The organism is Streptomyces sp. NPDC017520 (assembly GCF_044329855.1).
Taxonomy (GTDB): Bacteria; Actinomycetota; Actinomycetes; order Streptomycetales; family Streptomycetaceae; genus Streptomyces.
On the sequence record NZ_JBIRKB010000008.1, the window covers coordinates 73,640 to 99,072 of the forward strand.

The following is a 25,433-nucleotide window of genomic DNA, read 5'->3' on the forward strand; positions in this document are numbered from 1 at the left end:
ACGCTAGGCGGCGACCGCAATGACCACAACGTCCGTTGATACCGGAAGAGAGACAGCTTCTTAACGCGCAGGCAACATGTGGGCCACTTCACAGCTGAAAGGCGGAACCTGTGCGACTGCGCACTCTCCTCGCCCTCTTCGGGGCCGCGTTGCTGGTGGTGGTCGGGCCACCCCTGCTGTCCACCGGTGACGGTTCCGACACCGGCACCCAGATTCCCGGGCTCCGCTTCATGGTCCCCAACACTCCCGGCGGCGGCTACGACATCACCGCGCGCACCCTGGCCAAGAACGCCGAGGACGCCGGACTCACCCACAACGTCGAGGTGTTCAACCTGCCGGGCGCCGGCGGAACGGTCGGCCTGACCCGGCTCGTCGGCGAGCACGGCAACGGCAAGCTCGCGCTCTCCATGGGACTCGGCGTCGTCGGAGCCGTCCACACCAACAAGTCCCCGAGCACGCTGGCCGACACCACCCCGATCGCCCGGCTCACCGAGGAGCCGGACATCGTCGTCGTCTCCAAGGACTCCCCGTACCGGACCATCGCCGACCTGCTCGCCGCCTGGAAGAAGGACCCGGCCGGCGTCCCGGTCGGCGGCGGTTCCTCGCCCGGCGGCCCGGACCACCTCGCCCCGATGCTCATGGCGCAGGCGGCCGGCATCGCCCCGAGGACGGTCAACTACATCCCCTTCGACGGCGGCGGCGAACTGCTCGCCTCCATCCTCGGCAACAAGGTCGGCTTCGGGGTCTCCGGCCTCGGCGAGTACCGCGACCAGATCGAGGCGGGCGAGCTGCGCCTGCTCGCGGTGACCGGTCCGAAGCGGGTACCGGGCCTCGATGCCCCCACCCTGCGCGAAGCCGGCCTCGACACCGAGTTCACCAACTGGCGCGGCGTCGTCGCCCCGCCCGGCCTCTCGCCGGCCGAACGCGACAAGCTCACGGGCCTGATCCGCGAACTCCACAGCACGAAGCAGTGGAAGGAGTCGATGAAGAAGAACGGCTGGGACGACGCCCTTCTCATCGGCGAACCCTTCGGCGACTTCCTCGACGAGCAGAACCAGCGCGTCGCCACCGTTCTCAAGGAGTTGGGGCTGTGACCACCGGACCCACCGGACCTACCGGCTCTACCGGATCCACCGGACCCACGGGACCCACCGGCTCCACCGGCTCCACCGGCTCCACCGGCTCCACCGGACCCACGGGACCCACCGGCTCCACCGGCTCCGCCGGACCCACCAGCTCCACCGGACCCACCGGATCCACCCGAACCCCTGACCCCGCGGCGCAGGAGAGCGCCGAAGCCGCACAGGAGGGGAACGCCACCCTCGGCTGGCTGCGCGAGCACTCCGAACTCGGCGTCTGCGTTCTGCTGTTCGCGCTCGGCGTGCTCGTCCTCACCGACGCCTTCACCATGAGCGTCGACATCGCCCAGCGCGGTCCCGTCGGCCCCCGGACGGTCCCCTTCGTCATCGGCGGCCTGTTCCTCCTCATCTCCGTCCTGCTCGCCGGCGACGTCCTGCGCGGCGGACGCGGCGAGGCGGAGGGAGGCGAGGACGTCGACCTCGACGAACCGGCCGACTGGCGCACCGTCCTCCTGCTCACCGGGGTCTTCCTCGGCGCCGCCGTCCTGATCGCTCCCCTGGGCTTCCCGATCGCCGGGGCGCTGCTCTTCTGGGGCTCCGCCTACGCGCTCGGCAGCCGGCACCACGGCCGGGACCCGCTCATCGCGGCCGGCATCTCCCTGGCCACCTACTTCGTCTTCGACAACCTGCTCGGTGTCCCCCTTCCGGGCGGCCCGCTGATGGGGGTGCTCTGACCGATGGATTCCCTCAACTCCCTCATCGACGGCTTCGGTACCGCGCTCACCCCGATGAACCTGCTGTGGGCCGCGATCGGCGTCCTGCTCGGCACCGCGATCGGCGTGCTCCCCGGCATCGGCCCGGCGATGGCCGTGGCGCTGCTGCTCCCGGTGACGTACGGACTCGACCCGACCGGAGCGTTCATCATGTTCGCCGGGATCTACTACGGCGCGATGTTCGGCGGCTCCACCACCTCGATCCTCCTCAACACCCCCGGGGAGAGCGCCGCCGTGGTCGCCGCGATCGAGGGCAACCCGATGGCGAAGGGCGGACGCGGCGCCCAGGCGCTCGCCGCCGCCGCGATCGGTCACTTCGCCGGCGGCATGATCGGCACGGTCCTGCTGGTCGTCCTCGCCCCGACCGTCGCCTCCCTCGCCGTCGGTATCGGCGCCCCCGACTACTTCGCCATCATGGTGCTGGCCTTCATCGCCGTCACCTCCGTCCTCGGCGCCTCCCGCATCCGCGGCATCGCCTCGCTCCTCATCGGCCTCACCATCGGACTGGTCGGCCTCGACCAGATGACCGGCCAGCAGCGCCTGACCTTCGGCTCGCTCCAACTGGCCGACGGCGTCGACGTGGTCATCGTCGCGGTCGGGCTCTTCGCGATCGGCGAAGCGCTCTGGGTCGCCGCCCACCTGCGCCGCTCCACCGGAAATCCGATCCCCGTCGGCAGACCGTGGCTCGGCCGCGCCGACCTGAGGCGCACCTGGAAGCCCTGGCTGCGCGGCCCCGTCATCGGCTTCCCCTTCGGAGCGATCCCGGCGGGCGGCGCGGAGATCCCCACCTTCCTCAGTTACGTCACCGAGAAGCGGCTCTCGAAGCACCGTGACCAGTTCGGCAAGGGGGCCATCGAAGGCGTCGCGGGACCGGAGGCCGCCGCCTCCGCCTCCGCCGCCGGAACCCTCGTCTCGATGCTCACGCTCGGTCTGCCCACCACCGCCGTCGCCGCCGTCATGCTGGCCGCCTTCCAGCAGTACGGGATCCAGCCCGGCCCCCTGCTGTTCGAACGCGAACCGGAGCTGGTCTGGGGCCTCATCGCCTCGCTCTTCGTCGGCATGGTGCTGCTGCTCGCCCTCAACCTGCCGCTCGCCCCGGTCTGGGCGAAGCTCCTGCGGATCCCGCGCCCCTACCTGTACGCGGGCATCCTCTTCTTCGCCGCCGTCGGCGCGTACGCGGTCGGTGGCGAGTCCCTCGACCTGGTGATCCTCCTGATCATCGGGCTGATCGGGTTCGGGATGCGGCGCTACGGACTGCCGGTGCTGCCCGCCGTCATCGGGGTGATCCTCGGCCCGGCCGCCGAACAGCAGCTGCGCCGCGCGCTCCAGATCAGCGACGGGAGCGTGTCCGGCCTGGTCAACACCCCGTTCTCCGTCACGGTCTACGCGATCGTGGTGCTGATCGTGGCGTGGCCGCTGATCAGCCGGCTGATCGTCCGGCTGCGCGGTGGTCGGAAAACGGCAGAGGGGTCCCGCACGGTCAGTGGCGGCTGAGACCATCGGCTCCATGACCACGATCGACTGGGACGCGGCTGCCGGATCCTTCGACGAGGAGCCCGACCACGGGCTCCTCGACCCCGCGGTGCGCGACGCCTGGGCCGGGCGGCTGGAGAGCTGGCTGCCCGGCACCCGCGCCGACGTGCTGGACCTGGGGTGCGGCACCGGCAGCCTCTCCCTGCTCGCCGCGGGCCAGGGCCACCGCGTCACCGCCGTCGACCGCTCGCCCCGCATGGCCGACCGGGCCCGTGCCAAGCTCGCCGGGACCGGTGCGGAGGTCCTCGTCGGGGACGCCGCCCGGCCCCCGGTCGGGGAGCGGGTGTTCGACGTCGTCGTGGCCCGGCACGTCGTCTGGCTGCTGCCCGACCCCGCGGCGGCCCTGGAGCACTGGTTCGGCCTGCTGAAGCTGGGCGGGCGGCTCGTTCTCGTCGAAGGAGTGTGGGGTGGCGCCGGCCTGTCCGCCACCGCGCTCACCGCCCTGCTCTCCGTCCACACCGAGCGCATCCACCACGAGGACCTGGCCCCCGACTCCCGGCTCTGGGGCAAGGAGGTCGAGGACGAGCGCTATGCGCTGGTCGCCCGCGCGATGCCGCCGCACCGGCACACCGAGGTCGTCGACGTCCATCTGATCCTGCGTCGAGGCCCGGACGTCCTGCTGGCCCGCCGCTCCAACACCGGGTATGCGGACGGACTGCTCCACATGCCCTCCGGCCACGCGGAGGACGGCGAGGACGTCCGCGAGGCGATGATCCGGGAGGCCGCCGAGGAGATCGGCCTCGATCTGGAGCCCGAGGAGCTGAAGGTGGCCCTCGTGATGCAGCACCGGGGCCCGGGGGGCGGGGCGCGCATGGGCTGGTTCTTCGTCGCGGAGCACGACCCGGCCCGCCCGCCGTGGAACGCGGAGCCGGAGAAGTGCTCCGAGCTGGACTGGTTCCCGCTGGCCGCCCTGCCGGACGACATGGTCGCGTACTGCCGTGCGGGTCTGGACGGTTACCGGGCGGGCGAGCACTTCATGATCCACTGGCACCGGGACGGGGAGCCGATCGCGTACGTTCCGGGCGGCGCCGGCCGCGCGGTCCCGCTGCCCGCCGCCGGGGACGTCACCGGGCGGGTGCACCACATCGAGCTGTGGGTGGCGGACCTGGCGGAGGCGGAGCGCGGCTGGGGCTGGCTGCTGGGCCGGCTCGGCCATGTGCCGTACCAGCGCTGGGCCCACGGCCGCAGCTGGCGGCGCGGTGACGCGTACGTCGTGGTGGAGCAGTCGCCCGACCTGGCGGCCGGCGGCCACGACCGCCGGCGCCCCGGCCTCAACCACCTGGCGTTCCACGTCGCGGACCGGGCCGCCCTCGACGCCCTGGTCGCCGAGGCCCCGGCGTACGGCTGGCGGCTGCTGTTCCCCGACCGCCATCCGTACGCGGGCGGCGAGGGGCATCACGCCGCCTATCTGGAGGACCCGGCGGGGTACGAGGTGGAGCTGGTCGCCGACTCCCGGCCCCGCCCCTGAGCGGCCGGGGTTTCCGTAGGAGAGCCGCGCCCGGCGGTCCGTACGCCCCCGCCCGGCGGTCCGTACGCCCCCGTCCGGCGGTCCGTACGCCCCCGTCCGGCGGTCCGTACGCCCCCGTCCGGCGGTCCGTACGCCCCCGTCCGGCGGTCCGTACGCCCCCGCTTGGCGACCCGTACGCCCCAGGCCCGGCGGTCCGTACGAAAGCCGCGCCCGGCGGTCCGTACGCTCTCGCCCGCCATCGCCGCCGGGGCCGTTCAGCCGAGCAGGGCGGTCAGCCCCTCCGTCCGGGCCAGGCGTTCCAGGTCGTCCAGGGCTCGGACCGCCGCCCCGGCCGCCGCCGGATCGCGCCCGGCCAGACCGCTCTCCTCGAACTCGTCCTCGTCCAGCCGCAGGACCGAAGCGCCGTCGGCCGAGACCCACAGGTCCAGGTCCAGGTCCTCGACCGTCAGCACCCCGTCCGCCAGCACGGCGGGCCGGGTGATGTCGCAGTACCAGCCCTTGAGCCGGCCGTCGCCGGTGCGGACCTCCTTCACCGCGAACCACCGGTCCCGCCAGTAGTGCTCGGTGAGGACGTCGCCCGGCTCGAACCGGACGAAGCCGAAGTCCCGCACCCCCGGGGCGGCCCAGGGCGCCCGGACGGTGACGCGGACGCCGTCGTCCCGGACCAGCTCCGCCGGATACCTGATCTTGGTGCGGCCCGCCTTGGACAGGGCGACGACGAGGCCCTTCGTACGGCCCGCGCGGGCCTCAGAGGGTGCGGACATGGCGGACCTCCGTCGCGCAGACCTGGTAGCCGAACCACTGGTTGACGGCCAGCATCGGGCCGTTGCCGGTGTCGTTGGAGGTGTACGCGTCCGTGTATCCGGCCGCCCGGGCCCGGTGCAGCGAGTCGTTCTTCGCGAGCTTCGCCAGGCCCCGCCCCCGGAAGTCCCGCAGGGTGCCGGTCATGGCGCTCAGATACGTCCGCGCGCCGTCGGTGGTGGCCGCGCTGAACGCCGCCACCTTCCCGTCCACCAGCACCACCGAGGTGAGCCCCTGGTCGAAGGCCGGGTGCTGCCAGACGCTCGTCAGCCAGTCCTCGTAGTCGTCCAGCTCGGCAGCGATGTCGCCCGGCTCGTCGGCCGTCACCTCGGCGTCCGCCTCGAACAGCGGCCGGGGATCGTCGGCGAAGTCGGAGCCGGGCCGCAGCTCGGCCCCAGCCGGCGGCTCCTGGCGCGGCGGCAGGGCCCCGCCCGCGAGGTCGAGGTGCTGGAAGTGCGCGGAGCGGCTGGGCCGGTAGCCCCGCTTACGGGCGAACTCCAGGCTCTCCGGGCTGTCCAGGACCCACGCGTACAGGACCGTGGCCCCGACCTCGGCCAGGTGCTCCTCCGCCGTGCGCAGCAGCAGCGAGCCCGCGCCGCGGTTCGTCCGGCCGGGAAGCGTCTGCGGCGTGAAATACCCCTGCCCCGGCTCCGGACTGTCATGGGCGATGCCCGCCTGCGCCGTGGCGATGATCTCGCCGTCCTCCTCGGCGACCAGCAGCCGGTAGTGCCGGTCCGGATGGGCGTGGGCCAGGTCGTGGACGATCTGTTCGGGGGTGGCCACCATCCAGGGCACCGAGGCCCGGCGGGCGTCGGTCCACGCCTCCGCGTCGGACGGCCGGAAATCGCGCACGATCACAGTCATGCGGTGGACCGTATGCGCAGCCGCGCCCCGAACGCCTCCCCTTTTCCGCCGGTGGGGGAGAATCGGCCCGTGACTGACAAGATCGTCCTCGACCCGGACTCCGGCATCGCGCCGTACGAGCAACTGCGCACCCAGCTCTCCGAACTGGCCCGTTCCGGCGCGCTGCCCGTCGGCCACCGGCTCCCGACCGTACGCGGCTTCGCCAAGGACCTGGGCCTCGCCGCCAACACCGTCGCCAAGGCCTACCGGGCCCTGGAGGCGGACGGAGTGATCGAGACCCGGGGCCGCAACGGAACCTTCGTCGCCGCCGCCGGGGGAGCGGCCGAACAGCGGGCGGCGACCGCCGCGCGGCTCTACGCCGAGACCGCCGAGCGGCTCGGCCTCACCCGGCAGCAGGCCCTGGCGCTGGCCGAGGACGCGGTGCGCGCGGCGTACGGGGACTGAAGCGGCACGCGGGCACCCGTGGCGGCCGGCCGGCTGTCACAGATACAGCCCCGCGTCCGACCCGGCGTCCTGCTTCGGCACCGAGGCGGGGCCGATGCCCCGGCGCAGCGCGGGGAGACGTACCAGAAGCCCATGGTCACGTTGTCGGGCTGGGGCTCCGGCTCGTCCTGCGCCCCCTCGGTGGCCTGGCCGAGGACCTTCACCGCCAGTTCGTCGCTGGTCGCGGTGACGGTGACGTCCGCGCCCCGGTTCCACCGGGACGCCAGCAGCGTCCAGCCCTCCCCCTCCGCGAGCGTCGCGCTGCGGTCGTCGTCGCGGGCGGCCCGCAGCACGGTGGCGTCCGGCGGCAGCAGCGTCGCCCCGGCCCTGACCCGGTCGAGGGAGGAACTGTGCGCGTACGGCTGCTCGCCCGTCACGAAGCGGCCGAGGAAGAGCGCGTCGACGACGTCGGACGGTGAATCGCTGTCGTCGACGGTGAGCCGGATCGGCAGAGCGGATTCGGGGGAGTCAGGCATGGCGCCCATGATCCGGTACCGGTTGCCCCCGTGCACCCGGGTTTCGCAGGCCCGCGTACCGGGCCGGCGGCCCGCCCAGGAACCGACAGGGCTTCAGCGGGGCGTCAAGGAGCGCCCGTTGAACGGCCGGGGGCGGACGGAAGCACACCACCCTTATTTTTGGCATGAACACTTCCGGTGTGGTGCGGGTGCTGCTACTACGGAGTAGGCAGATACCCCCTGCTCAAGGAGGTCCCATGAAAATGTCCAGACTTGTGGCGTTCTCGTCCTCGCTCCTCCTCGGCGCCGCCCTCGCCCTCACCGGCGCGGGGGTCGCGAACGCCGACTCGTCCGCCGCGGCCGTCGACTACGTCGCCCTCGGCGACTCGTACTCCTCCGGAGTCGGGGCCGGCAGCTACGACGGCTCCAGTTGCAAGCGCAGCAGCCGCGCCTACCCCGCTCTCTGGGCGGCTGCCAACTCCCCCTCCACGTTCGACTTCGCCGCCTGTTCCGGCGCCCGGACCGGAGACGTGACGGGCAGTCAGCTCGGCCGCGTGAACACCTCGACCGACCTCGTCTCGATCTCCATCGGCGGCAACGACGCGGGCTTCGCCGACGTCATGACGACCTGTGTCCTTCAGTCCGAGGCCACCTGCCTCAACCGCGTCGCCACCGCCCGCGCCTACGTCGACTCCACCCTGCCCGGCAGACTCGACTCCGTGTACACGGCCATCCGCTCCAAGGCCCCCTCGGCGCAGGTCGTCGTCCTCGGCTACCCCCGCTTCTACCAGCTCGGCGGCGGCTGTCTCGCCGGTCTGAGCGAGAAGGAGCGCTCCGCGATCAACGGGGCGTCCGACCACCTCAACACGGCCACCGCCAAGCGGGCGGCGGACCACGGCTTCACCTTCGGCGACGTCAGGCCGGCCTTCACCGGGCACGAGATCTGCTCGGGCAACGCCTGGCTGCACAGCGTGAACTGGCTCAATATCGGCGAGTCCTACCACCCCACCGCCGCCGGACAGTCGGGCGGCTATCTTCCCGTCCTCAACTCCGCTCTCTGACCCGGAGGCCCGGCGCTCTCGACCCGGGCGCTCCTCCCCCGTCGTCCCCCACGCGACTGCGCGCGGGGGGACGGCACGGCGGGCGCTCCGAACCGCGCGAACCGCTCGAACTGTCCGAAGTCGCCCTGGAATCGCGCAGATTCGGTAACGAGGCGTCAACCTCCGTATGTGTGTGCGTAATCCTGTGGCCGGGATACACGGGTGTCACCGCGGGACGATAGGGTTAACCTGCCCGGACCGGGTGCCCTCGTACGGGTGGGGAGTGACATGGAACAGATAACGGTGCGAAGCAGGCCGCGTGTGCCTGCCATCACATGCGGGAGCGGTGCGACCAGTACGCGCCTCGACCGCCATCTCGCGGTGCTCGGCGGCCCCGTCGTCCCGCAGCGCGAGTCGGCGGAAGCGACGCTGCTCATGCGTGAACTGACCTCGCGTGATGCCGCGCACACCCGCAGGAGCAGGAGCGCACGCGTGTCGCTCTTCGCGCCGCTGCGGCGACTGCGGCGCTCGCTCTTCGGCAGCCGCCGCTGACCCACGGCATCGCCCGTCGGGACCGGCCCGCCGCTCGGGACGGTTCAGACGATCACTCCGTCCCGGCGCAGCACCGATGTCTGCTCGTCCGTCATCCCCAGGGCTCGCAGCAGCACATCGGTGTGCTCACCCAGCGCCGGTACGGCACCCATCCGCGCCTCCTCGCTCCCCGGCAGCGTGATCGGCGGCAGCAGAGCCCGCAACGGCCCCACCGGCGTCCCCACCTCCCGCCACCGGTCCCGTGCCGCGAGCTGCGGATGCGCCGCCACATCGGCCACCGTGTTCAGCCGGGCACAGGCGACGCCCGCCGCCTCCAGGCCGGCCAGCGCCTCCCGCCCCGTCAGGCCCGCCAGCGCCCGGCCCACCGCCTCGTCGGTCCGCTCCCGGTTCGCGGTACGCGCCGCGTTCGTCGCGAAGTCCGGGTCGTCGGCCAACTCTGGCCGCCCAAGCACCTGTTCCGCCAGCCGCCGCCACTCCCGGTCGTTCTGCACGGAGAGCAGCACCTGCTCCCCGTCGGCCGTCGCGTAGGCGTCGTACGGGGCGATCACCGAGTGCGCGAGACCGGTGCGCGCCGGGGGAGCGGAGCCGTGCGTCCCCTGGTGCAGCGGGTGGCCCATCCACTCGGCCAGCGCGTCCAGCATGGAGACCTCCACCGGTCCGCCCCGCCCGGTGTTCGCCCGCCGCAGCAGCGCCGCGAGCACCCCGGAGAACGCGTACATCGCCGCCGCGATGTCCGCCGCCGGAATGCCCGCCTTCACCGGCTGCTCGGCCGTTCCCGTCACCGCGACCAGGCCGGCCTCGCACTGCACGAGCATGTCGTAGGCCCGCTTGTGCGCGTACGGTCCCACCGCGCCGTAACCGGAGATGTCGACCGCCACCAGGCGCGGGTGCGCCGCGCAGAGCGAGGCGGCGTCGAGCCCCAGCCGGGCCGCCGCCCCCTGGGCCAGGTTCTGGACGAACACATCGGCGCCGGCGACGAGTTCATGGACCACCGCGAGGCCACGCGGCTCCTTCAGGTCGACGGCGAGGGACTCCTTGCCGCGGTTGCACCAGACGAAGTGCGAGGCGAGACCGCGCGCCGCCGTGTCGTAGCCGCGCGCGAAGTCGCCGCCGTCCGGACGCTCCACCTTGATGACCCTGGCTCCGAGGTCGGCGAGCTGCCGGGTGGCGAAGGGGGCGGCGACCGCTTGCTCGACGGCCACCACGGTGATGCCGTCGAGGGGGAGTGGCAAGGTGTTCATGCACCCGTGCTTACCCTCCGAGCGCCGCTCGCGCCACCTCTGGCCGTCCTGCGGACTCCCCGGCCGGTCGCTACAGCAGCGCGAACTGCCCCTCCGGGCCCTCCTCCTGGTGCCCGAGCACCGATGCGGGACGCCGTGCCGAGGGCGGCACCGGCAGCACCCCGGCCGCCCGCAGGTCGGCGGGCCCGATCAGCGGTCCCGCGTCCAGCGCCGCCGACAGCTCCTTCCGCCGCCCGGCCGTGCCGTCCAGCAGAGCAAGCACGGTGATGAGTTCGAGCAGCTCCGAGGTCCACTCCCGGGGCCAGCCGCGCGCACCGACCGCGTCCAGTCCGTCCGGGGCGGCCCCGTCCGGCCCCCGGCCCGTCGCCGCCGCGACCCGGCGCCCGAACCAGAGCTCCAGCACCCGCACCCCGCCCACCGTGAACTCCCAGGCCGCCGCGGGCACCGGCGAGATCCGGCCATCGCCGACGACCAGCGCCTCCCCCTCGGCCTCATGGACCAGCTCGGTGGGGCGGGCCGGGAGGGCTGCCCGCACATAGGGCCTGCGCCCGCCCGGCAGCCGGGGCCGCTCCCCGCCCCGGGCCCCGCGCGACTGGAGCCGCATCAGCTCCCGGCCGAGCGCCACCCCCGACGACCACACCTCCGTGTCGGCCGGCAACGGGACCCTGGGTCCGGTGGCGGAGGGCCGGGCGGCGGCCAGGACCCAGGCCAGTACCGCTTCCGGGGTGAACGCGTCCGGCTCCGCCGCGCCGCCGAGCCGCCCGCGCAGCAGGTCCGTGAGGCCGGGGACCAGGTTGGGTTCCGTGCCGCCGGGCCTGCGGTAGAGCGGCCTGATCCGGCCGGGCCGCCCGGCGGGGGAGTGCCCGTCGGGCAGCAGCGCGGTCACGGACAGGGCGGGCCCGGGATCCTCGGGGGCGCAGCTGTGCTCGACCGCGAAGAGCTGCTGCCCGTCGGCGACCCGCCACAGCTCCGGACGGGCCGCGTCGATCAGCCGGTGGTCGGGGAGCAGCCACTGTTCGTCGTAGGGGCCGTGGAGGATCCGCACGGGGTCGGGGCAGGGGCCGGGGTCCCGGGCGAAGCGGCCCGTTCCGGCGGACCGGCCGGGCAGGGCGGCGACCGAGGTGTGCGGCGTACGGGAACGGGTGGGCGCGAACAGCCGCTCCTGTTCGGCGGGGCCGGCGGCGGCCAGCCGTTCCCAGCGGGCCCGGAGCGCCACGGGGTCGGGGCCGGTCACCCAGGCGCGGCCGGTCCGCAGCGGCCGTACGGACCACGGCATCAGCTCGTCGAGCGACAGCAGTCCGTCCGGTGACAGCGGTCCGTCCAGCGAAGGCGGACCGTCCGGTGACAGCGGTCCGTCCGGTGACGGGGGGCCGTCCGGCGGTCGGGGTGTCACCGGAGGTGAGGACCGGGCGTTCCCGTCGCCGCCGGCCGCCGCTGTCCCGTGCGCTGTCACCTGCCCGTCCTCCCCTGTCCGCCGTGACCCTTGCGCATCGTAACGGCGGGCGGCGCGCCCGTGGGCGGGGTCAGTGGGCCTCCACCGTCACGGAGAAGGAGAACCGGTCGCCCCGGTAGCGGATCCGGGCCACGTCCACCACGCGCCCCTCCTCGTCGTACGTCACGCCGGTGTAGTGCAGGATCGGGCTGAGCAACGGGACCTGGAGCAGCTCGGCGGTGACGGGGTCGGCGAGCCGCGCCTCGACCGTGTCGGTGATCCGGGAGATCCGCACCCCGACGACGTCGCGCAGGACCTTGGTCATCGGCCAGCGTTCGAGGTCGGCCACGTCGATCCGGGCGGCGATGTCGGGACGGACCGCGTTCTCCGCCCAGTTGGTGGGCTCGTCGCTCTGCCCGTCGCGGCGCAGCCGCCGGTAGCAGGTGACCTCGGCGCAGTCCGGGAAGAACTCGGCGAGATCACCGGGCACCGCCGTCGGGCCGTGGCCGAGAACGGTCGTCGCCTCCCCGGACTGCTGGGCCACGATCGCGTCGACCGAGCCAAGCAGCCGGACCGGGGAGACCCGCCGGGCGCGCGGCTCGATGAACGTGCCGCGCCGCCGGTGCCGGCTGATCAGCCCCTCCGCCTCCAGCTCCTTGAGCGCCTGGCGCATCGTGAGCACGCTGACCCCGTAGTGCGCGGCGAGCTGCTCCTCGGTGGGCAGCCGGGCGGAGGCGTCCTGGGGGCGGCCCAGTATGGAGGCCCGCAGGGACTGGGACACCTGGTACCAGAGAGGCAGCTTCCGGTTCAGGACGAGGGAGTCGGGGGCGAAGGCGGGCGAGGGCGGCGCGGGGGCCGCCTCGGCGTCCCCGCCGGCCCCGGCGGTGGGGGTCCCGACGGTCCTGGCGGTGGGGGTCCCGTCGGTCCCGGCCCGGGCCGGGACCGTGGTGTCGCCGTCGGTCCCGGTCAGGGCCGGGACCGTGGTGTCGCCGTCGGCCCCGGTCCGGGTGTCCGCCCCGGCTCTCTCCTGGCTCTCTGTCATGTCGTCCCCGTCCCGTCCCCTCCGGCCTTCCGCCGTCTACGGCCGGAAGTTGCGGCTCAGACCCTGCCACACGTCGTCGTAACCGCGCTGGAGATGTCCGGCGGAGGCCGCCTGCGCCGTGGCCGTGACCGGCCAGCGGGTCTCGAACATGAAGGCCAGGCCGTCGTCGATCTTCTGCGGCTTCAGCTCCGCCGCGCTCGCCCGGTCGAAGGTCTCCCGGTCCGGTCCGTGCGCCGACATCATGTTGTGCAGGGAGCCGCCGCCCGGGACGAAGCCGTCCGCCTTGGCGTCGTAGGCACCGTCGATCAGACCCATGTACTCGCTCATCACATTGCGGTGGAAGTACGGCGGGCGGAAGGTGTCCTCGCCGACCAGCCAGCGCGGGGCGAAGACCACGAAGTCCACCCCGGCCAGCCCGGGGGTGTCGGACGGCGAGGTCAGCACCGTGAAGATCGACGGGTCGGGGTGGTCGTAGCTGATCGTGCCGATCACGTTGAACCGGCGCAGGTCGTAGACGTAGGGGGTGTGGTTCCCGTGCCAGGCCACCACGTCGAGCGGCGAGTGGTCGTACGTCGCCGACCAGAGGTTCCCGCAGAACTTGTTGACCACCTCCACGGGACCCTCGTGGTCCTCGTACGCGGCGACGGGCGCGAGGAAGTCCCGGGCGTTCGCCAGGCCGTTGGCGCCGATCGGGCCGAGGTCGGGCAGCGCGAACGGGCGGCCGTAGTTCTCGCAGACGTATCCGCGCGCGGTCTCCTCCAGCAGCTCCACCCGGAAGCGGATCCCGCGCGGGATCAGCGCGACATGTCCCGGTTCGGCGCGCAGCAGGCCCAGTTCGGTCTGGAGCAGCAGGCCGCCGCGCTCGGGGACGATCAGCAACTCGCCGTCGGAGTCGCTGAACACACGGCCCGTCATCGAGGAGTCGGCGTTGTACAGGTGGATCGCCATGCCCGCGCGCTGCGCGGCGTCGCCGTTGCCGCCGAGCGTCCACAGGCCGCTCAGGAAGTCCGTGCCGGGCGCGGGGTCGGGCAGCGGGTTCCAGCGCAGCCGGTTCGGGTCCGGCACGGTCTCGGTGAAGGGCGCCGAGCGCAGGCCCCCGTTGTCGATGCGGGTGAACGCCGGGTGGGCGGCCGAGGGGCGGATCCGGTAGAGCCAGGAGCGGCGGTTGTCCGCGCGCGGCTCGGTGAAGGCGGAGCCGCTCAACTGCTCGGCGTACAGCCCGAGCGGGGCGCGCTGGGGGGAGTTGCGGCCGTGCGGCAGCGCCCCGGGAACCGCCTCCGATGCGTGCTCGTTGCCGAAGCCCGAGGAATACGTCAGCCCCTCGGCCGTCTTCCTCGCCTGGTCGATCGCGCTCATCCCGCACTCCTGGTGCCCAAGAAAGCCCTCGGATCCGCCGGACGACGAATCCTATGCACTACCGTAGGAATAGGAGAGGGGCACGTCAACGGCATACATCGCGCCATTCGTGGCCTGTGTCGCGCCCGTCGCGCCCGTCGTGGCGGGTGCGGGGAGGGGGCCTGCGTGGCGGGCGTCGCCGCCGTCCACCGGGTGGCGGGCGCGGTCCGCCGGTTCGCGTCGGGCACGGCATCATGGGGCCCGTGCCCCAAGTCAACCCGAACCTCCGCCGCGCCCCCGTGCAGCAACGCAGCGCCGACCGGCTGGCCCGGATACTCGACTCCTGTGCCGGCCTCCTCGACGAGACCGGCTACGAGCAGCTCACCACGCGGGCCGTCGCCGAGCGCGCCGACGTGCCCATCGGCTCCGTCTACCGGTTCTTCTCCAACAAGCGGGCGCTCGTCGAGGCCCTCGCGCTCCGCAACCTGGACACCTACGCCGACCGCATCGCCGCCCGGCTCGCGGACCTCCCGGCGGGCGACTGGCGTGCCGCCATCGACGCGGTGCTCGACGAGTACCTGGCGATGAAGCGGAGCGTCCCCGGTTTCGCGCTCGTCGATTTCGGGCCGCCGTTCCCGGCCGAGGGCGCGGCGGACGACGCCAACCGGCGGCTGGCGGCCCGGCTCGCCGTGCTGCTCGCCGGCCACCTCGGCCGGCGGCCCGACGAGGTGTTGTCCCGGGCGATCCTGGTGAGCGTCGAGGCCGCCGACGCGCTCCTCCAGCTGGCCTTCCGCACGCAACCGTCGGGGGACGCGGCCATCGTCGCCGAGACGCGGACCCTGGTCAGGTCCTACCTCGCCCAGACGCTCGACTGAGCGAGGCCCTGACCGGGGAGCTTCGGCCGCTCCGGGTGCCCGGGCGCGGTCGCGCCCGCCTGCCCGCACGCCCTGCGTATCGCCTCCTGGCCGGGTCTCCGGCCCCCGTCCCCCGCCGCCTGCGCGTCCTTTCGCGCCGCTCCTGGCGGAGCCCGTCCGCCTTCTTCTCCGCGCAACACCTCCCCACCGTGCGTACCGGTCGGTATGCTCGCCCGTGCCGGGGCTTCCACGCCCGCCCGGCCCCAGTGCCGACGTCGTCCTGCCACCGCCACCGCCGCCGCCCCGGGGAGGGCCCATGTCCCACGACACCCGCACCGCACCGCGTATCTGCCCCCTCTGCGAGGCCACTTGCGGCCTCACCCTCACCATCGAGGGGACCACCGTCACCGGTGCCCGCGGCGACCGCGACGACATCTTCAGCCGGGGGTTCATCTGCCCCAAGGGGGCCTCCTTCGGAGGGCTCGACGCCGACCCCGACCGGCTGCGCGTCCCCCTCGTGCGCGGCGACGACGGGAAGCTGCGCGAGGCTGCCTGGAGCGAGGCGTTCGACCTGATCGCCGCACGGATACCGGAGCTGACGAAGGCCCACGGGCCGAACGCGGTCGGCGTGGTCCTCGGCAACCCCAACGTGCACACGATGGCGGGCTCCCTCTACCCGCCCCTGCTGCTCGCGGCCCTGCGCACCCGCAACGTGTTCACCGCGAGCACCCTGGACCAGATGCCCAAGCACGTCTCCAGCGGCCTGCTCTTCGGCGACGCGCACGCCATCCCCGTACCGGATCTGGACCGTACCGACCACCTCCTCCTGATCGGCGCCAACCCGCTGGAGTCCAACGGCAGCCTCTGCACCGCCCCCGACTTCCCCGGCCGGCTCAAGGCGCTGCGCAGGCGCGGCGGCACCCTCACCGTCATCGACCCGCGCCGCACCCGCACCGCCCGTCTCGCCGACCGGCACGTCGCGATCCGGCCCGGCGCGGACGCCCTGCTGCTGGCCGCGCTCGCGCACACGCTCATCGACGAGAAGCTCGCCGACCCCGGTCCGCTCGCAGGCCACCTGGAAGGGGTCGACGAACTGGCCGCCGCCCTCGTGGACTTCACCCCGGACGCCGTCGCCGCCGCCTGCGACGTGGACGCGGACACCATCACCGCCATCGCCCGCGAACTCGCCGCCGCCCCCACCGCGGCCGTCTACGGGCGCATCGGCAGCTGCACCGTCGAGCACGGCACCCTCGCCAGCTGGCTGGTGGACGTCCTCAACATCCTCACCGGCAACCTCGACCGGCCGGGCGGCGCGCTGTTCCCGCTCTCCGCGACCGCACGCGCCCCACGGCCCGCCGACCCCGGGACGCGTAAAGCCGTCCCGGGCAAGGGCTTCGCGCTCGGCCGCTGGGCGAGCCGGGTCTCCGGGCACCCCGAGGCCAAGGGCGAACTGCCCATCGCCGCCCTCGCCGAGGAGATCGACATCCCGGGCGAGGACCGCATCCGCGCCCTGCTGGTCATCGCGGCCAACCCCGTGCTCTCCGCGCCCGACGGCGACCGCCTCGACGCGGCCCTCGCCGACGGGCTCGACTTCATGGTCAGCGTCGATCCGTATCTCAACGAGACCTCCCGGCACGCCGACGTCGTCCTGCCACCGCCGCCGCCCTCGCAGAGCGCCCACTTCGACTTCGCGTTCAACGGCTTCGCCGTGCACAACCAGGTCCGCTACACCCGCGCCGCCGTGCCCCTGGAGGACGGGCGGATGGACGAGAGCGAGATCCACGCCCGACTCGTCCTCGCGGTGAGCGGCACGCACGGCGCGCCGCCCTCCGCCGTCGACGACCTGGCCATCGAAACCGCCCTCACCCGCGCCGGAGCCCCGAAGGAGCTGTCCACCGGCCTCACCGGCGAGAACGGCCCCGAACGGCGACTGGACCTGATGCTGCGCCTCGGCCCGTACGGGCTGACGCTGGAGCAGCTCCTCGCCCACCCGCACGGCATCGACCTCGGCCCGCTGGAACCCCGCGTTCCGGAGGTCCTGCGTACCCGCTCCGGCCGCGTCGAACTGCTCCCGGAGCCGATCGCCGCCGATCTGCCGCGCCTGCGCCGGGCGCTGGGCGACCGGCCCGCCCCGCTCGTCCTCGTCGGCCGTCGCCATCTGCGCTCCAACAACAGCTGGATGCACAACGTCGGCTCGCTCACCGGCGGGTCCAATGTCTGCACCCTCCAGATCCACCCCGACGACGCGGCCCGCCTCGGGCTGGTGGACGGGGCCACCGCCCGGATCGAGTCGTCGGGCGGCGCGATCGAGGCCCCCGCCGAGATCACCGACACCGTGCGCAGCGGCGTGGTGAGCCTGCCGCACGGATGGGGTCACAGCCGCCCCGGCACCCGTATGAACGTCGCCGCCGCCCACCCGGGGGTGAACGTGAACCAACTGCTCGACGGCACGCTCCTGGACCCGCTGTCCGGCACCGCCGTACTGAACGCCATTCCGGTCTCCGTGACCCCCGCTCCCTGACACACCCGTGTTGACCTGGGGTTTTGCTCGTATTGCTCACGCGTCAACGTCTTGTTAACGCCGCGAGAACGCCCCTAACGTCATCCGGACCGCCGACACCGGTGGGAGTTCAAGGATGAACGTTAGGTATCCCCCATGCTGACAATCCTCGGCTTCGCCATGATCGCGACCTTCCTGGTCCTGATCATGACGAAGAAGATGTCGCCGATCGCGGCGCTGGTACTGATCCCCGCACTGTTCTGTGTCGCCGTCGGACAGGGGGCGCAGCTCGGCGACTACGTCATCGAAGGCGTCGGCAACCTCGCGCCCACCGCGGCCATGCTGATGTTCGCCATCGTCTACTTCGGCGTGATGATCGACGTCGGCCTGTTCGACCCGATCGTCCGGGGCATCCTGAAGTTCTGCCAGGCAGACCCGATGCGCATCGTCGTCGGTACGGCGGTGCTCGCCGCGATCGTCTCGCTGGACGGCGACGGCTCCACCACCTTCATGATCACCGTCTCGGCGATGTATCCCCTCTACAAACGCCTGAAGATGAGCCTGGTCGTGATGACCGGCGTCGCGGCCACCGCCAACGGCGTCATGAACACCCTCCCCTGGGGCGGCCCCACCGCCCGTGCCGCCACCGCCCTCAAGCTGGACGCCTCCGAGATCTTCGTGCCGATGATCCCGGCGCTGGCCATGGGGCTGGTCGCCGTCTTTATTCTGGCGTACGTGCTCGGCCTCCGGGAGCGCAAGCGCCTGGGGATGCTCACGCTCGACGAGGCGCTGGCCCGGGAGCCGGAGCCGGAGACGGTGACCACCGGCGCGGGCGGCACCGGCGGTGAGGACCGCCTCCGCAAGGGCGCCTCAGCCTCCGCGGGCGGTACGGGTACGAGCACTGGCACCGGCACTGGCACCGGCAGCGACTCCGCGGCCGACCCCGCGGACGGGGACGACGACGCGTTCCGGGGCCTCGACCCGAACCGGTCCACGCTCCGCCCGAAGCTCTACTGGTTCAACGCCGGACTCACTGCCGCCCTGCTGACGGCGATGATCATGGAACTGATGCCGATCCCGGTGCTCTTCCTGCTCGGCGCGGCCCTCGCGCTCACCGTCAACTTCCCCCACATGCCCGACCAGCGGGCCCGGATCGCCGCGCACGCCGACAACGTCCTCAACGTCTCCGGCATGGTCTTCGCCGCCGCCGTCTTCACCGGAGTCCTCACCGGCACCGGCATGGTCGAGAACATGGCGGACTGGGTCGTCGGCGCGGTCCCCGACGCGATGGGCCCGCACATGGCCATCGTCACCGGCCTCCTCAGCCTGCCGCTCACCTACTTCATGTCCAACGACGGCTTCTACTTCGGTGTCCTCCCCGTCCTCGCCGAGGCCGGCGCGGCCCACGGGGTCTCGCCGCTGGAGATCGCGCGCGCCTCCCTGGCCGGCCAGGCCCTGCACATGTCCTCGCCGCTCGTGCCCGCCGTGTACGTCCTCGTCGGCATGGCGAAGGTCGAGTTCGGCGACCACACCCGCTTCACCGTCAAGTGGGCCGTCCTCACCTCGCTCGTGGTGCTCGGGGCGGGCATCCTCTTCGGCATCATGTAATGGCACCCGAACCACGAACCGGGCCCGGCAGGGGCTGGCTGCTGCGCCTCGTCATCGCCTTCGCCTTCGCGCAGGGGGCGGTGTCGATGGCGCGGCCCGCCGTCTCCTACCGGGCCCTCGCGCTCGGTGCGGAAGAGACGGCCGTCGGCGTCATCGCCGGGGTCTACGCCCTGCTCCCGCTCTTCGCCGCCGTGCCGCTCGGCCGCCGCACCGACCACGGCCGCTGCGCGCCCCTGCTGCCGCTCGGCGTGCTCCTGATCTCCGGCGGCTGCGCGGTCAGCGGCCTGGTCTCCTCGCTGCCCGCGATGGCCGCCTGGAGCGGGGTGATGGGCCTCGGCCACCTGTGCTTCGTGATCGGCGCGCAGTCGATCGTGGCCCGGCAGTCCGCGCCCGACGAACAGGACCGCAACTTCGGGCACTTCACCATCGGGGCCTCGCTCGGCCAGCTCATCGGCCCGGTCGCCGCGGGCGCGCTCATCTCCGGGCAGGGCGGGGCCCTGGGCCGTACGAGCGCGCTCGCCCTCCTCGTATCGGCCGCGGTCGCCGCCGTCGCCCTCGCCTCGCTCTGGCGCATCGAGCACCGCCGGGAGGCCGGCCCCGGGCGCCGGCCCGGCGACAAGGTCCCGGTCCGCGCGATCCTGGGCGCGCGCGGCGTCCCCGCGGGCATCTTCATCAGCATGGCGGTGCTGTCCGCCACCGACATCCTCACCGCCTACCTGCCGGTCGTCGGCGAACACCGCTCCATCGCCCCGGCCACCGTCGGGCTGCTGCTGAGCCTGCGGGCCGCAGCCACGATCGCCTGCCGGCTGGTCATGTCGCCGCTGCTGCGGCTGCTGGGCCGCAGGGCCCTGCTGACCACGAGCTGCCTGCTCGCCGGGCTCCTCTGCGCGAGCGTGGCCCTCCCCGTGTCCGTCCCCGTCCTCGCCGTCATGCTCGCCGTTCTCGGCTTCTGCCTCGGCGTCGGCCAGCCGCTGTCCATGACCACCGTGGTCCGGGCCGCCCCCGACCGGGCCCGGTCCACCGCGCTCGCCCTCCGGCTGACCGGCAACCGGCTCGGCCAGGTCGCCGCCCCCGCCGGGGCGGGGCTGATCGCGGGCGCGGTGGGAGTGGCCGCCCCGTTCGTGCTGCTCGGCGTGGGCCTGCTCGGCGCGGCGGGACTCGGCCTGCGCGGCGACGGGTGCCCGGAGCCGTCGCCGACGCCCCTGGACGCGGGGCCGGCTCCGGCATTCCCGGACACGGGGTCGGCACCGGCGCCCCCGGACACGGAGTCCGTTCTCGCCCCGCCGGACGCGGTGCCCGCGGCCGTACCGCCGCAGGACACACCGGCCGGCAGCGGGCCCGTACCGACGACCGCACCGAACGGGGCTCCCGAGAACCCCGGCTGACCGGCAAACCACCGGACCCGTCTGCCCCAACCTTCGCGCGAGTCATTCCCACACCCCGCCCGGTGGGCTAACTTCCCCACACAGCCGCTCCCCACCGCGATGCCACCACTTCCTCCGGGCGGACCCTCATGACGCGCGCGATCTCCCTGCACCAAGTCAGCAAGAACTACGGCCGGGACCGGCGGGCCGTCGACCGGTTCACGCTCTCCATCGACCCCGGCGAGTTCGTCGTGCTGCTCGGACCCTCCGGCTGCGGCAAGTCCACCGTGCTGCGCATGATCGCGGGCCTGGAGGAGATCACCGAGGGCGAGCTGCTCCTCGACGGGGAGTACGCCAACCACACCCCGCCGCGCGAACGCGGCATGGCGATGGTGTTCCAGAACTTCGCCCTCTACCCGAGCATGACCAACCGGGCCAACATCGGCTTCCCGCTGAAACTGGAGAACCCCCGCGAGGACAACACCGCGCGCGTCGAGGCCACCGCCCGGATGCTCGGGATCGGGCACGTCCTCGACCGCTACCCGGCGCAGCTCTCCGGCGGCGAGCGCCAGCGGGTCGCGATGGGCCGGGCCATCTCCCGCCGGCCCTCCGTGTTCCTGATGGACGAGCCGCTCTCCAACCTCGACGCGAAGCTGCGCAGCCATCTGCGTGCCGAGATCGCCCTGCTCACCAAGGAACTGGGCGTCACCACGGTCTACGTCACGCATGATCAGGCCGAGGCGATGTCCCTGGGCGACCGGGTGGCCGTGATGCGCGGCGGAGTCCTCCAGCAGGTCAGCCCGCCCCGCGAGGTCTACGCCCTGCCGGACAACGTGTTCGTGGCCGCCTTCATCGGCACCCCGCGCATCAACCTCCTCCAGGCCGTCGTGCACGCCCCGCTGGAGGGCCGGATGTCGATCGACCTCGGCAGACAGCGGCTCGCCCTGCCCGAACCCCTCAGCCCCGACCACCAGTTGCTCCGGATCCAGCAGGGCCGGCGAATCATCGTGGGGCTGCGCTCGGAGGCGGTCCGGATCGCCCCGCCCAGTCAGGCCCGGCCCGGCGAGGTCGCCCTCAGCGGCATCGTCGAGCACGTCGAGTACCAGGGGCACGAGGCGCTGGTCCACCTCAGGACGGGTTCGCGGCCCGCCGTGGTCCCGGACCTCGAATCCGCCCGGCCCCGGGCGATGCCCCGCCGCCGCAGGGCCGCGGCCGGCGGGGGTGGCGGGGTCGGCGTCCTGGAACGGCTCAGGGGGCGGACGAGCGGCCGTATCAGCGGTCCTGTCGTCACCCTCGACGAACCCGAGCCGGGCCCCGCTGAGACCCGGGGCCCCGACCACCCCTCCGCCCCCTCCGGCGACCTGGTCGTGCGCACCGGCCCCGACATGCGACTGCGGACCGGGGGACAGGTGCCGCTGCTGGTGGACCTGGCCCACCTGTACGTCTTCGACCACTACGGCCGCCGCATCTGCCCCCTGCCCCGGGACGCCCCCGGCTTCGACGACCTTCCCGAGGGCTGAGGGGCCCGCCGGCTCAGCGCCCCGTCGAGCCGTCGGCCAGCTCGCGGAGGATGTCCGCGTGCCCGGCATGGCGACCGGTCTCCTCGATCATGTGCGTGAGGGCCCAACGGACGCTGGGGGCGGGGTCGTCCGGGCGGGGGCGGGGCACCGGCGCGCCGAGGTCGGTGCACGTGTCGAGTGCGCCGTTCGCCTCCGCGACCGCCTCCCGGTAGCGGGCGACGACCTCGGCCACGCCGTCCGCGGGGGCGGCGTGGAAGGTCGCCGGCCAGTCGTCGACCCGCTTCCCGAGGAACAGGGACCGCTCGACGGACGTCAGGTGGTTGAGCAGGCCGAGCAGATTCGTGCCCGAGGGCACCGCGGCGGCGCGGGCCTCCGGTTCCGGGGCTCCCTCGACCTTCGCGGCGACCGAATCACGCAGGTAGTCGAGGAAGCCGCGCAGCACCTCGGCCTCGCTGCCCCCGGTCCGGGGCGGCGGGGTGTCCCGGCGGCGTCGCGGGCGGGGTTCGGCGGTCATGGGTGCCTCCTGGGGATCCGGGTTCGCGTGCTCGTTCCAGTCTTGGCCGCTCCACTGCCGCCAGGGCAAGGGATCATGCCGTTACGGCAAGGCGGCGCGAGGCAGGGGCGCTCGTGCCGGTTGTGCGTGCCGGTCGTGCGTGCCGGTTGTGCGTGCCGGTCGTGCGTGCCGGGCGTGACCGGCGTCTCGGAGGGCTCCCTGGCGTCAGAAAACTAACGGCGCTAGTTTGGGCGGGTGCGACGTGCTGCCCCGCGCCGCACGGCTCCGGCACGCCGCACGGCTTCGGCACGCCGCACGGCTCCGCACGCCGCACAGCACGGCTCCGCACCGCACGTCCGGGAGGAAACAGCCATGAAGGCCCATGACCAGATGTACATCGACGGTGCGTGGCGACCCGCCGCCGGCCAGGACACGATCGCGGTCGTGAACCCGGCCGACGAGCAGGTCATCGCGCACGTGCCGGCGGGGACGGCCGAGGACGTCGACGCGGCGGTACGGGCCGCGCGCGCCGCCTTCCCCGCCTGGGCCGCGGCCCCGCCCGCCGAGCGCGCCGCCCGGCTCACCGCGCTAACCGACGCGCTGGCGGCCCGCAAGGACACGCTGGCCGAGACGATCACGGCCGAGCTGGGCTCGCCGCTGCCGCTGTCGCAGATGGTCCACGCGAGCGTGCCCGTGCTGGTGGCCGCCTCCTACGCCGAACTGACCGCCCGGTACGCCTTCGAGGAGCGGATCGGCAACTCCACCGTGCTGCTGGAACCGGTCGGCGTGGTCGGCGCGATCACCCCCTGGAACTACCCGCTCCACCAGATCGTCGCCAAGGTCGCCCCCGCGCTCGCCGCCGGCTGCACCGTCGTCCTCAAGCCCGCCGAGGACACCCCGCTCACCGCCCAGCTCTTCGCGGAGGCCACCGAGGCGGCCGGTCTGCCACCGGGCGTCTTCAACCTCGTCACCGGCCTCGGGCCGGTCGCCGGCCAGGCGCTCGCCGCCCACGAGGACGTCGACCTGGTCTCGTTCACCGGCTCCACCGCCGTGGGCCGGCAGATCGGCGCCACCGCAGGGGCCGCCGTCAAGCGGGTCGCGCTGGAGCTGGGCGGCAAGTCCGCCAACGTGATCCTGCCCGGCGCGGACCTCGCCAGGGCGGTCAACGTCGGCATCGCCAACGTGATGACCAACTCCGGCCAGACGTGCAGCGCCTGGACCCGGATGCTGGTGGACGCCGACCGGTACGAGGAGGCCGTGGAGCTCGCGGCGAACGCCGTCACCAAGTACCGGGTCGGCGAGCGGGTCGGTCCGCTCGTCAACGCCAAGCAGCAGACCCGGGTGCGTGGTTACATCGCCAAGGGCGTCGAGGAGGGCGCCCGGCTGGTCGCGGGCGGCCCGGACGCGCCCCTGGAGACCGGCTACTACGTCAGCCCGACCGTCTTCGCCGACGTCACCCCGGACATGACGATCGCCCGCGAGGAGATCTTCGGCCCGGTGATCTCGATCCTGCGGTACGAGGACGTGGACGACGCCCTCCGTATCGCCAACGACACCGTGTACGGGCTCGCCGGCGCCGTGTGGGCCGCCGACGACGAGGAGGCGGTGGCCTTCGCCCGCCGGATGGACACCGGACAGGTCGACATCAACGGCGGACGGTTCAACCCGCTGGCCCCGTTCGGCGGTTACAAGCAGTCGGGGGTGGGTCGCGAGCTGGGGCCGCACGGCCTGGCGGAGTACCTCCAGACCAAGTCGCTCCAGTTCTGACCCCCGTAACCCTTCCCGCACAAGGAGCCTGCTCGTGGTCCGCGCCGCCGTACTGCCCGCCGTCGGAGCTCCGCTGGAGATCACCGACATCGTCCTGCCGGAGCCCGGCCCCGGCCAGGTGCGCGTCTCCCTCGCCGCCGCCGGCGTCTGCCACTCCGACCTCTCCCTGTCCAACGGCACCATGCGCGTCCCGGTGCCCGCCGTCCTCGGCCACGAGGGCGCCGGTACGGTCCTGGCGGTCGGCGAGGGCGTCACGCATGTGGCCCCCGGCGACGGCGTGGTCCTCAACTGGGCCCCCTCCTGCGGGGTCTGCTTCCACTGCGGGATCGGCGAGGTCTGGCTCTGCGCCGACGCCCTGAAGGGGACCGCCAACCTCCACGCCCGTACGGCCGACGGCACCGACCTCCACCCCGGCCTCAACGTCGCGGCCTTCGCGGAGGAGACCGTCGTCGCCGCGAACTGCGTGCTCCCCGCCCCCGACGGCATCCCGCTCACCGACGCCGCCCTCCTCGGCTGCGCGGTCCTCACCGGCTACGGGGCGATCCACCACAGCGCCCGGGTCCGCGAGGGCGAGAGCGTCGTCGTCTTCGGGATCGGCGGCGTCGGCCTCGCCGTGCTCCAGGCCGCCCGGATCGCGGGCGCCTCCCGGATCATCGCGGTCGACGTCTCCCCGGCCAAGGAGGAGCTGGCCCGGCAGGCGGGCGCCACCGACTACGTCATCGCCTCCGCCACCACCCCGCGCGAGATCCGCAAGCTCACCGGCGGCCAGGGCACGGACGTCGCCGTCGAGTGCGTCGGCCGGCCCGCGACCATCCGGGCCGCCTGGGAATCCACCCGGCGCGGCGGGCGCACCACGGTCGTCGGGATCGGCGGCAAGGACCAGGAAGTCACCTTCAACGCCCTGGAGCTCTTCCACTGGGGCAGGTCCCTGACGGGCTGCGTCTACGGCAACAGCGACCCCGCCCGCGACCTGCCCGTCCTCGCCGGCCACATCCGCGCGGGCCGCTTCGACCTGTCGATGATGGTCACCGAGCACATCGCCCTGGACGGCATTCCCGCCGCCTTCGACAACATGATCGCGGGCAAGGGCGGCCGCGCCCTGGTCGTCTTCCCATGACCGGCCAGAACTCCCTGACCGCCCAGAAGTCCGTGACCGGCCAGAAGTCCGTGACCGGCCAGAAGTCCGTGACCGGCCAGAAGTCCGTGACCGGTCAGAGCCCCGTGATCCG

21 protein-coding genes and 1 pseudogene are annotated in these 25,433 nt (G+C 73.4%); 14 read left to right on the forward strand and 8 right to left on the reverse strand.

The genetic code is table 11. The features are described from left to right. Positions 1 to 110: 110 nt before the first annotated feature. Genes ACH4KB_RS20355 through ACH4KB_RS20370 form a run of 4 tightly spaced genes read left to right on the forward strand, consistent with a single transcriptional unit; the run spans position 111 to position 4,853 of the window. A complete protein-coding gene (locus ACH4KB_RS20355; RefSeq protein WP_398067283.1) occupies positions 111 to 1,094 on the forward strand; it encodes a Bug family tripartite tricarboxylate transporter substrate binding protein in 984 nt (327 codons plus the stop codon). After that, positions 1,091 to 1,813 (forward strand): tripartite tricarboxylate transporter TctB family protein, encoded by a 723-nt coding sequence (locus tag ACH4KB_RS20360; RefSeq protein WP_398067284.1) that lies wholly within the window; start codon positions 1,091 to 1,093, stop codon positions 1,811 to 1,813. Before ACH4KB_RS20355 ends, ACH4KB_RS20360 begins: the two co-directional genes overlap by 4 nt. A 3-nt stretch (positions 1,814 to 1,816) precedes the next feature. Continuing rightward, positions 1,817 to 3,346, forward strand: a complete 1,530-nt coding sequence (locus tag ACH4KB_RS20365) for a tripartite tricarboxylate transporter permease (protein WP_398067285.1) — start codon at positions 1,817 to 1,819, stop codon at positions 3,344 to 3,346. 13 nt (positions 3,347 to 3,359) lie between these two features. Continuing rightward, entirely contained in the window at positions 3,360 to 4,853 is a 1,494-nt protein-coding gene (locus ACH4KB_RS20370) for a trifunctional class I SAM-dependent methyltransferase/NUDIX hydrolase/VOC family protein (protein WP_398067286.1), read from the forward strand. Positions 4,854 to 5,107: 254 nt separating this feature from the next. On the opposite strand, the gene ACH4KB_RS20375 is transcribed toward ACH4KB_RS20370, so the two are convergent. Together ACH4KB_RS20375 and ACH4KB_RS20380 are read right to left on the reverse strand one after the other, a co-directional pair. Next, positions 5,108 to 5,617, reverse strand: coding sequence for a DUF402 domain-containing protein (locus ACH4KB_RS20375; RefSeq protein ID WP_398067287.1), 510 nt, complete (start codon positions 5,615 to 5,617; stop codon positions 5,108 to 5,110). Continuing rightward, positions 5,601 to 6,518 (reverse strand): GNAT family N-acetyltransferase, encoded by a 918-nt coding sequence (locus ACH4KB_RS20380; RefSeq protein WP_398067288.1) that lies wholly within the window; start codon positions 6,516 to 6,518, stop codon positions 5,601 to 5,603. Before ACH4KB_RS20380 ends, ACH4KB_RS20375 begins: the two co-directional genes overlap by 17 nt. A 69-nt stretch (positions 6,519 to 6,587) precedes the next feature. On the opposite strand from ACH4KB_RS20380, the gene ACH4KB_RS20385 reads away from it, so the two are divergent. Next, positions 6,588 to 6,962 carry a GntR family transcriptional regulator gene (locus ACH4KB_RS20385; protein ID WP_398067289.1) on the forward strand — a complete coding sequence of 125 codons (375 nt, stop codon included), beginning with the start codon at positions 6,588 to 6,590 and terminating at the stop codon, positions 6,960 to 6,962. On the opposite strand, the pseudogene ACH4KB_RS20390 reads toward ACH4KB_RS20385, so the two are convergent. Further along, a pseudogene (locus ACH4KB_RS20390) lies at positions 6,929 to 7,477 on the reverse strand (DUF5925 domain-containing protein); the annotation flags it as partial. The gene ACH4KB_RS20385 and the pseudogene ACH4KB_RS20390 overlap by 34 nt on opposite strands. A 236-nt stretch (positions 7,478 to 7,713) precedes the next feature. Between ACH4KB_RS20390 and ACH4KB_RS20395 the strand changes: the two are divergent. Further along, complete coding sequence (locus ACH4KB_RS20395; protein WP_398067290.1) at positions 7,714 to 8,517, forward strand: SGNH/GDSL hydrolase family protein; 804 nt, start codon at positions 7,714 to 7,716, stop codon at positions 8,515 to 8,517. Between the two features lie 267 nt (positions 8,518 to 8,784). Continuing rightward, on the forward strand, positions 8,785 to 9,048 hold the full coding sequence (locus ACH4KB_RS20400; RefSeq protein WP_003970092.1) for a hypothetical protein: 264 nt from the start codon (positions 8,785 to 8,787) through the stop codon (positions 9,046 to 9,048). 44 nt (positions 9,049 to 9,092) lie between these two features. Here the strand turns inward: ACH4KB_RS20400 and ACH4KB_RS20405 are convergent, their stop codons facing one another. The 4 genes from ACH4KB_RS20405 to hmgA form a co-directional block, all read right to left on the reverse strand. Beyond that, a complete protein-coding gene (locus ACH4KB_RS20405) occupies positions 9,093 to 10,289 on the reverse strand; it encodes a CaiB/BaiF CoA transferase family protein (protein ID WP_398067291.1) in 1,197 nt (398 codons plus the stop codon). A gap of 70 nt (positions 10,290 to 10,359) precedes the next feature. Beyond that, entirely contained in the window at positions 10,360 to 11,742 is a 1,383-nt protein-coding gene (locus tag ACH4KB_RS20410) for a type ISP restriction/modification enzyme (RefSeq protein WP_398067292.1), read from the reverse strand. Between the two features lie 70 nt (positions 11,743 to 11,812). Continuing rightward, positions 11,813 to 12,763: a GntR family transcriptional regulator gene (locus ACH4KB_RS20415; protein ID WP_398067293.1), complete on the reverse strand. Its 951-nt coding sequence runs from the start codon at positions 12,761 to 12,763 to the stop codon at positions 11,813 to 11,815. 36 nt (positions 12,764 to 12,799) lie between these two features. Next, complete coding sequence (gene hmgA, locus ACH4KB_RS20420; protein WP_398067294.1) at positions 12,800 to 14,119, reverse strand: homogentisate 1,2-dioxygenase; 1,320 nt, start codon at positions 14,117 to 14,119, stop codon at positions 12,800 to 12,802. Between the two features lie 233 nt (positions 14,120 to 14,352). On the opposite strand from hmgA, the gene ACH4KB_RS20425 reads away from it, so the two are divergent. From ACH4KB_RS20425 to ACH4KB_RS20445, 5 genes are all read left to right on the forward strand, one after another. Then, positions 14,353 to 14,973 carry a TetR/AcrR family transcriptional regulator gene (locus ACH4KB_RS20425; RefSeq protein ID WP_398067295.1) on the forward strand — a complete coding sequence of 207 codons (621 nt, stop codon included), beginning with the start codon at positions 14,353 to 14,355 and terminating at the stop codon, positions 14,971 to 14,973. Positions 14,974 to 15,268: 295 nt separating this feature from the next. Beyond that, positions 15,269 to 17,473 carry a molybdopterin oxidoreductase family protein gene (locus tag ACH4KB_RS20430; RefSeq protein ID WP_398067296.1) on the forward strand — a complete coding sequence of 735 codons (2,205 nt, stop codon included), beginning with the start codon at positions 15,269 to 15,271 and terminating at the stop codon, positions 17,471 to 17,473. Between the two features lie 135 nt (positions 17,474 to 17,608). Beyond that, positions 17,609 to 19,060, forward strand: coding sequence for a CitMHS family transporter (locus ACH4KB_RS20435; RefSeq protein WP_398067297.1), 1,452 nt, complete (start codon positions 17,609 to 17,611; stop codon positions 19,058 to 19,060). Further along, entirely contained in the window at positions 19,060 to 20,445 is a 1,386-nt protein-coding gene (locus ACH4KB_RS20440; RefSeq protein WP_398067298.1) for an MFS transporter, read from the forward strand. The genes ACH4KB_RS20435 and ACH4KB_RS20440 overlap by 1 nt, the downstream gene beginning before the upstream one ends. A 128-nt stretch (positions 20,446 to 20,573) precedes the next feature. Further along, the gene (locus ACH4KB_RS20445; protein ID WP_398067299.1) at positions 20,574 to 21,944 is read left to right on the forward strand and encodes an ABC transporter ATP-binding protein; all 1,371 of its coding nucleotides are present in this window, start codon (positions 20,574 to 20,576) and stop codon (positions 21,942 to 21,944) included. A 13-nt stretch (positions 21,945 to 21,957) separates the two neighbouring features. Here the strand turns inward: ACH4KB_RS20445 and ACH4KB_RS20450 are convergent, their stop codons facing one another. Beyond that, positions 21,958 to 22,458: a DinB family protein gene (locus ACH4KB_RS20450; protein ID WP_398067300.1), complete on the reverse strand. Its 501-nt coding sequence runs from the start codon at positions 22,456 to 22,458 to the stop codon at positions 21,958 to 21,960. A 351-nt stretch (positions 22,459 to 22,809) separates the two neighbouring features. Between ACH4KB_RS20450 and ACH4KB_RS20455 the strand changes: the two genes are divergently transcribed. Together ACH4KB_RS20455 and ACH4KB_RS20460 are read left to right on the forward strand one after the other, a co-directional pair. Continuing rightward, positions 22,810 to 24,204, forward strand: coding sequence for an aldehyde dehydrogenase family protein (locus ACH4KB_RS20455; RefSeq protein ID WP_398067301.1), 1,395 nt, complete (start codon positions 22,810 to 22,812; stop codon positions 24,202 to 24,204). A gap of 34 nt (positions 24,205 to 24,238) precedes the next feature. Continuing rightward, on the forward strand, positions 24,239 to 25,321 hold the full coding sequence (locus tag ACH4KB_RS20460; RefSeq protein ID WP_398067302.1) for a Zn-dependent alcohol dehydrogenase: 1,083 nt from the start codon (positions 24,239 to 24,241) through the stop codon (positions 25,319 to 25,321). The last annotated feature ends 112 nt before the right edge of the window (positions 25,322 to 25,433 follow it).

What these genes read in the sequence shown, in the direction of transcription:
- ACH4KB_RS20365 (WP_398067285.1), top strand. Translation starts at nt 1,817, where the DNA reads ATGGATTCCCTCAACTCCCTCATCGACGGCTTCGGTACCGCGCTCACC.
- ACH4KB_RS20370 (WP_398067286.1), top strand. Translation starts at nt 3,360, where the DNA reads ATGACCACGATCGACTGGGACGCGGCTGCCGGATCCTTCGACGAGGAG.
- ACH4KB_RS20375 (WP_398067287.1), bottom strand. Translation starts at nt 5,617, where the DNA reads ATGTCCGCACCCTCTGAGGCCCGCGCGGGCCGTACGAAGGGCCTCGTC.
- ACH4KB_RS20380 (WP_398067288.1), bottom strand. Translation starts at nt 6,518, where the DNA reads ATGACTGTGATCGTGCGCGATTTCCGGCCGTCCGACGCGGAGGCGTGG.
- ACH4KB_RS20395 (WP_398067290.1), top strand. Translation starts at nt 7,714, where the DNA reads ATGAAAATGTCCAGACTTGTGGCGTTCTCGTCCTCGCTCCTCCTCGGC.
- ACH4KB_RS20400 (WP_003970092.1), top strand. Translation starts at nt 8,785, where the DNA reads ATGGAACAGATAACGGTGCGAAGCAGGCCGCGTGTGCCTGCCATCACA.
- ACH4KB_RS20405 (WP_398067291.1), bottom strand. Translation starts at nt 10,289, where the DNA reads ATGAACACCTTGCCACTCCCCCTCGACGGCATCACCGTGGTGGCCGTC.
- ACH4KB_RS20415 (WP_398067293.1), bottom strand. Translation starts at nt 12,763, where the DNA reads ATGACAGAGAGCCAGGAGAGAGCCGGGGCGGACACCCGGACCGGGGCC.
- hmgA (WP_398067294.1), bottom strand. Translation starts at nt 14,119, where the DNA reads ATGAGCGCGATCGACCAGGCGAGGAAGACGGCCGAGGGGCTGACGTAT.
- ACH4KB_RS20425 (WP_398067295.1), top strand. Translation starts at nt 14,353, where the DNA reads ATGGGGCCCGTGCCCCAAGTCAACCCGAACCTCCGCCGCGCCCCCGTG.
- ACH4KB_RS20430 (WP_398067296.1), top strand. Translation starts at nt 15,269, where the DNA reads ATGTCCCACGACACCCGCACCGCACCGCGTATCTGCCCCCTCTGCGAG.
- ACH4KB_RS20435 (WP_398067297.1), top strand. Translation starts at nt 17,609, where the DNA reads ATGCTGACAATCCTCGGCTTCGCCATGATCGCGACCTTCCTGGTCCTG.
- ACH4KB_RS20440 (WP_398067298.1), top strand. Translation starts at nt 19,060, where the DNA reads ATGGCACCCGAACCACGAACCGGGCCCGGCAGGGGCTGGCTGCTGCGC.
- ACH4KB_RS20445 (WP_398067299.1), top strand. Translation starts at nt 20,574, where the DNA reads ATGACGCGCGCGATCTCCCTGCACCAAGTCAGCAAGAACTACGGCCGG.
- ACH4KB_RS20450 (WP_398067300.1), bottom strand. Translation starts at nt 22,458, where the DNA reads ATGACCGCCGAACCCCGCCCGCGACGCCGCCGGGACACCCCGCCGCCC.
- ACH4KB_RS20455 (WP_398067301.1), top strand. Translation starts at nt 22,810, where the DNA reads ATGAAGGCCCATGACCAGATGTACATCGACGGTGCGTGGCGACCCGCC.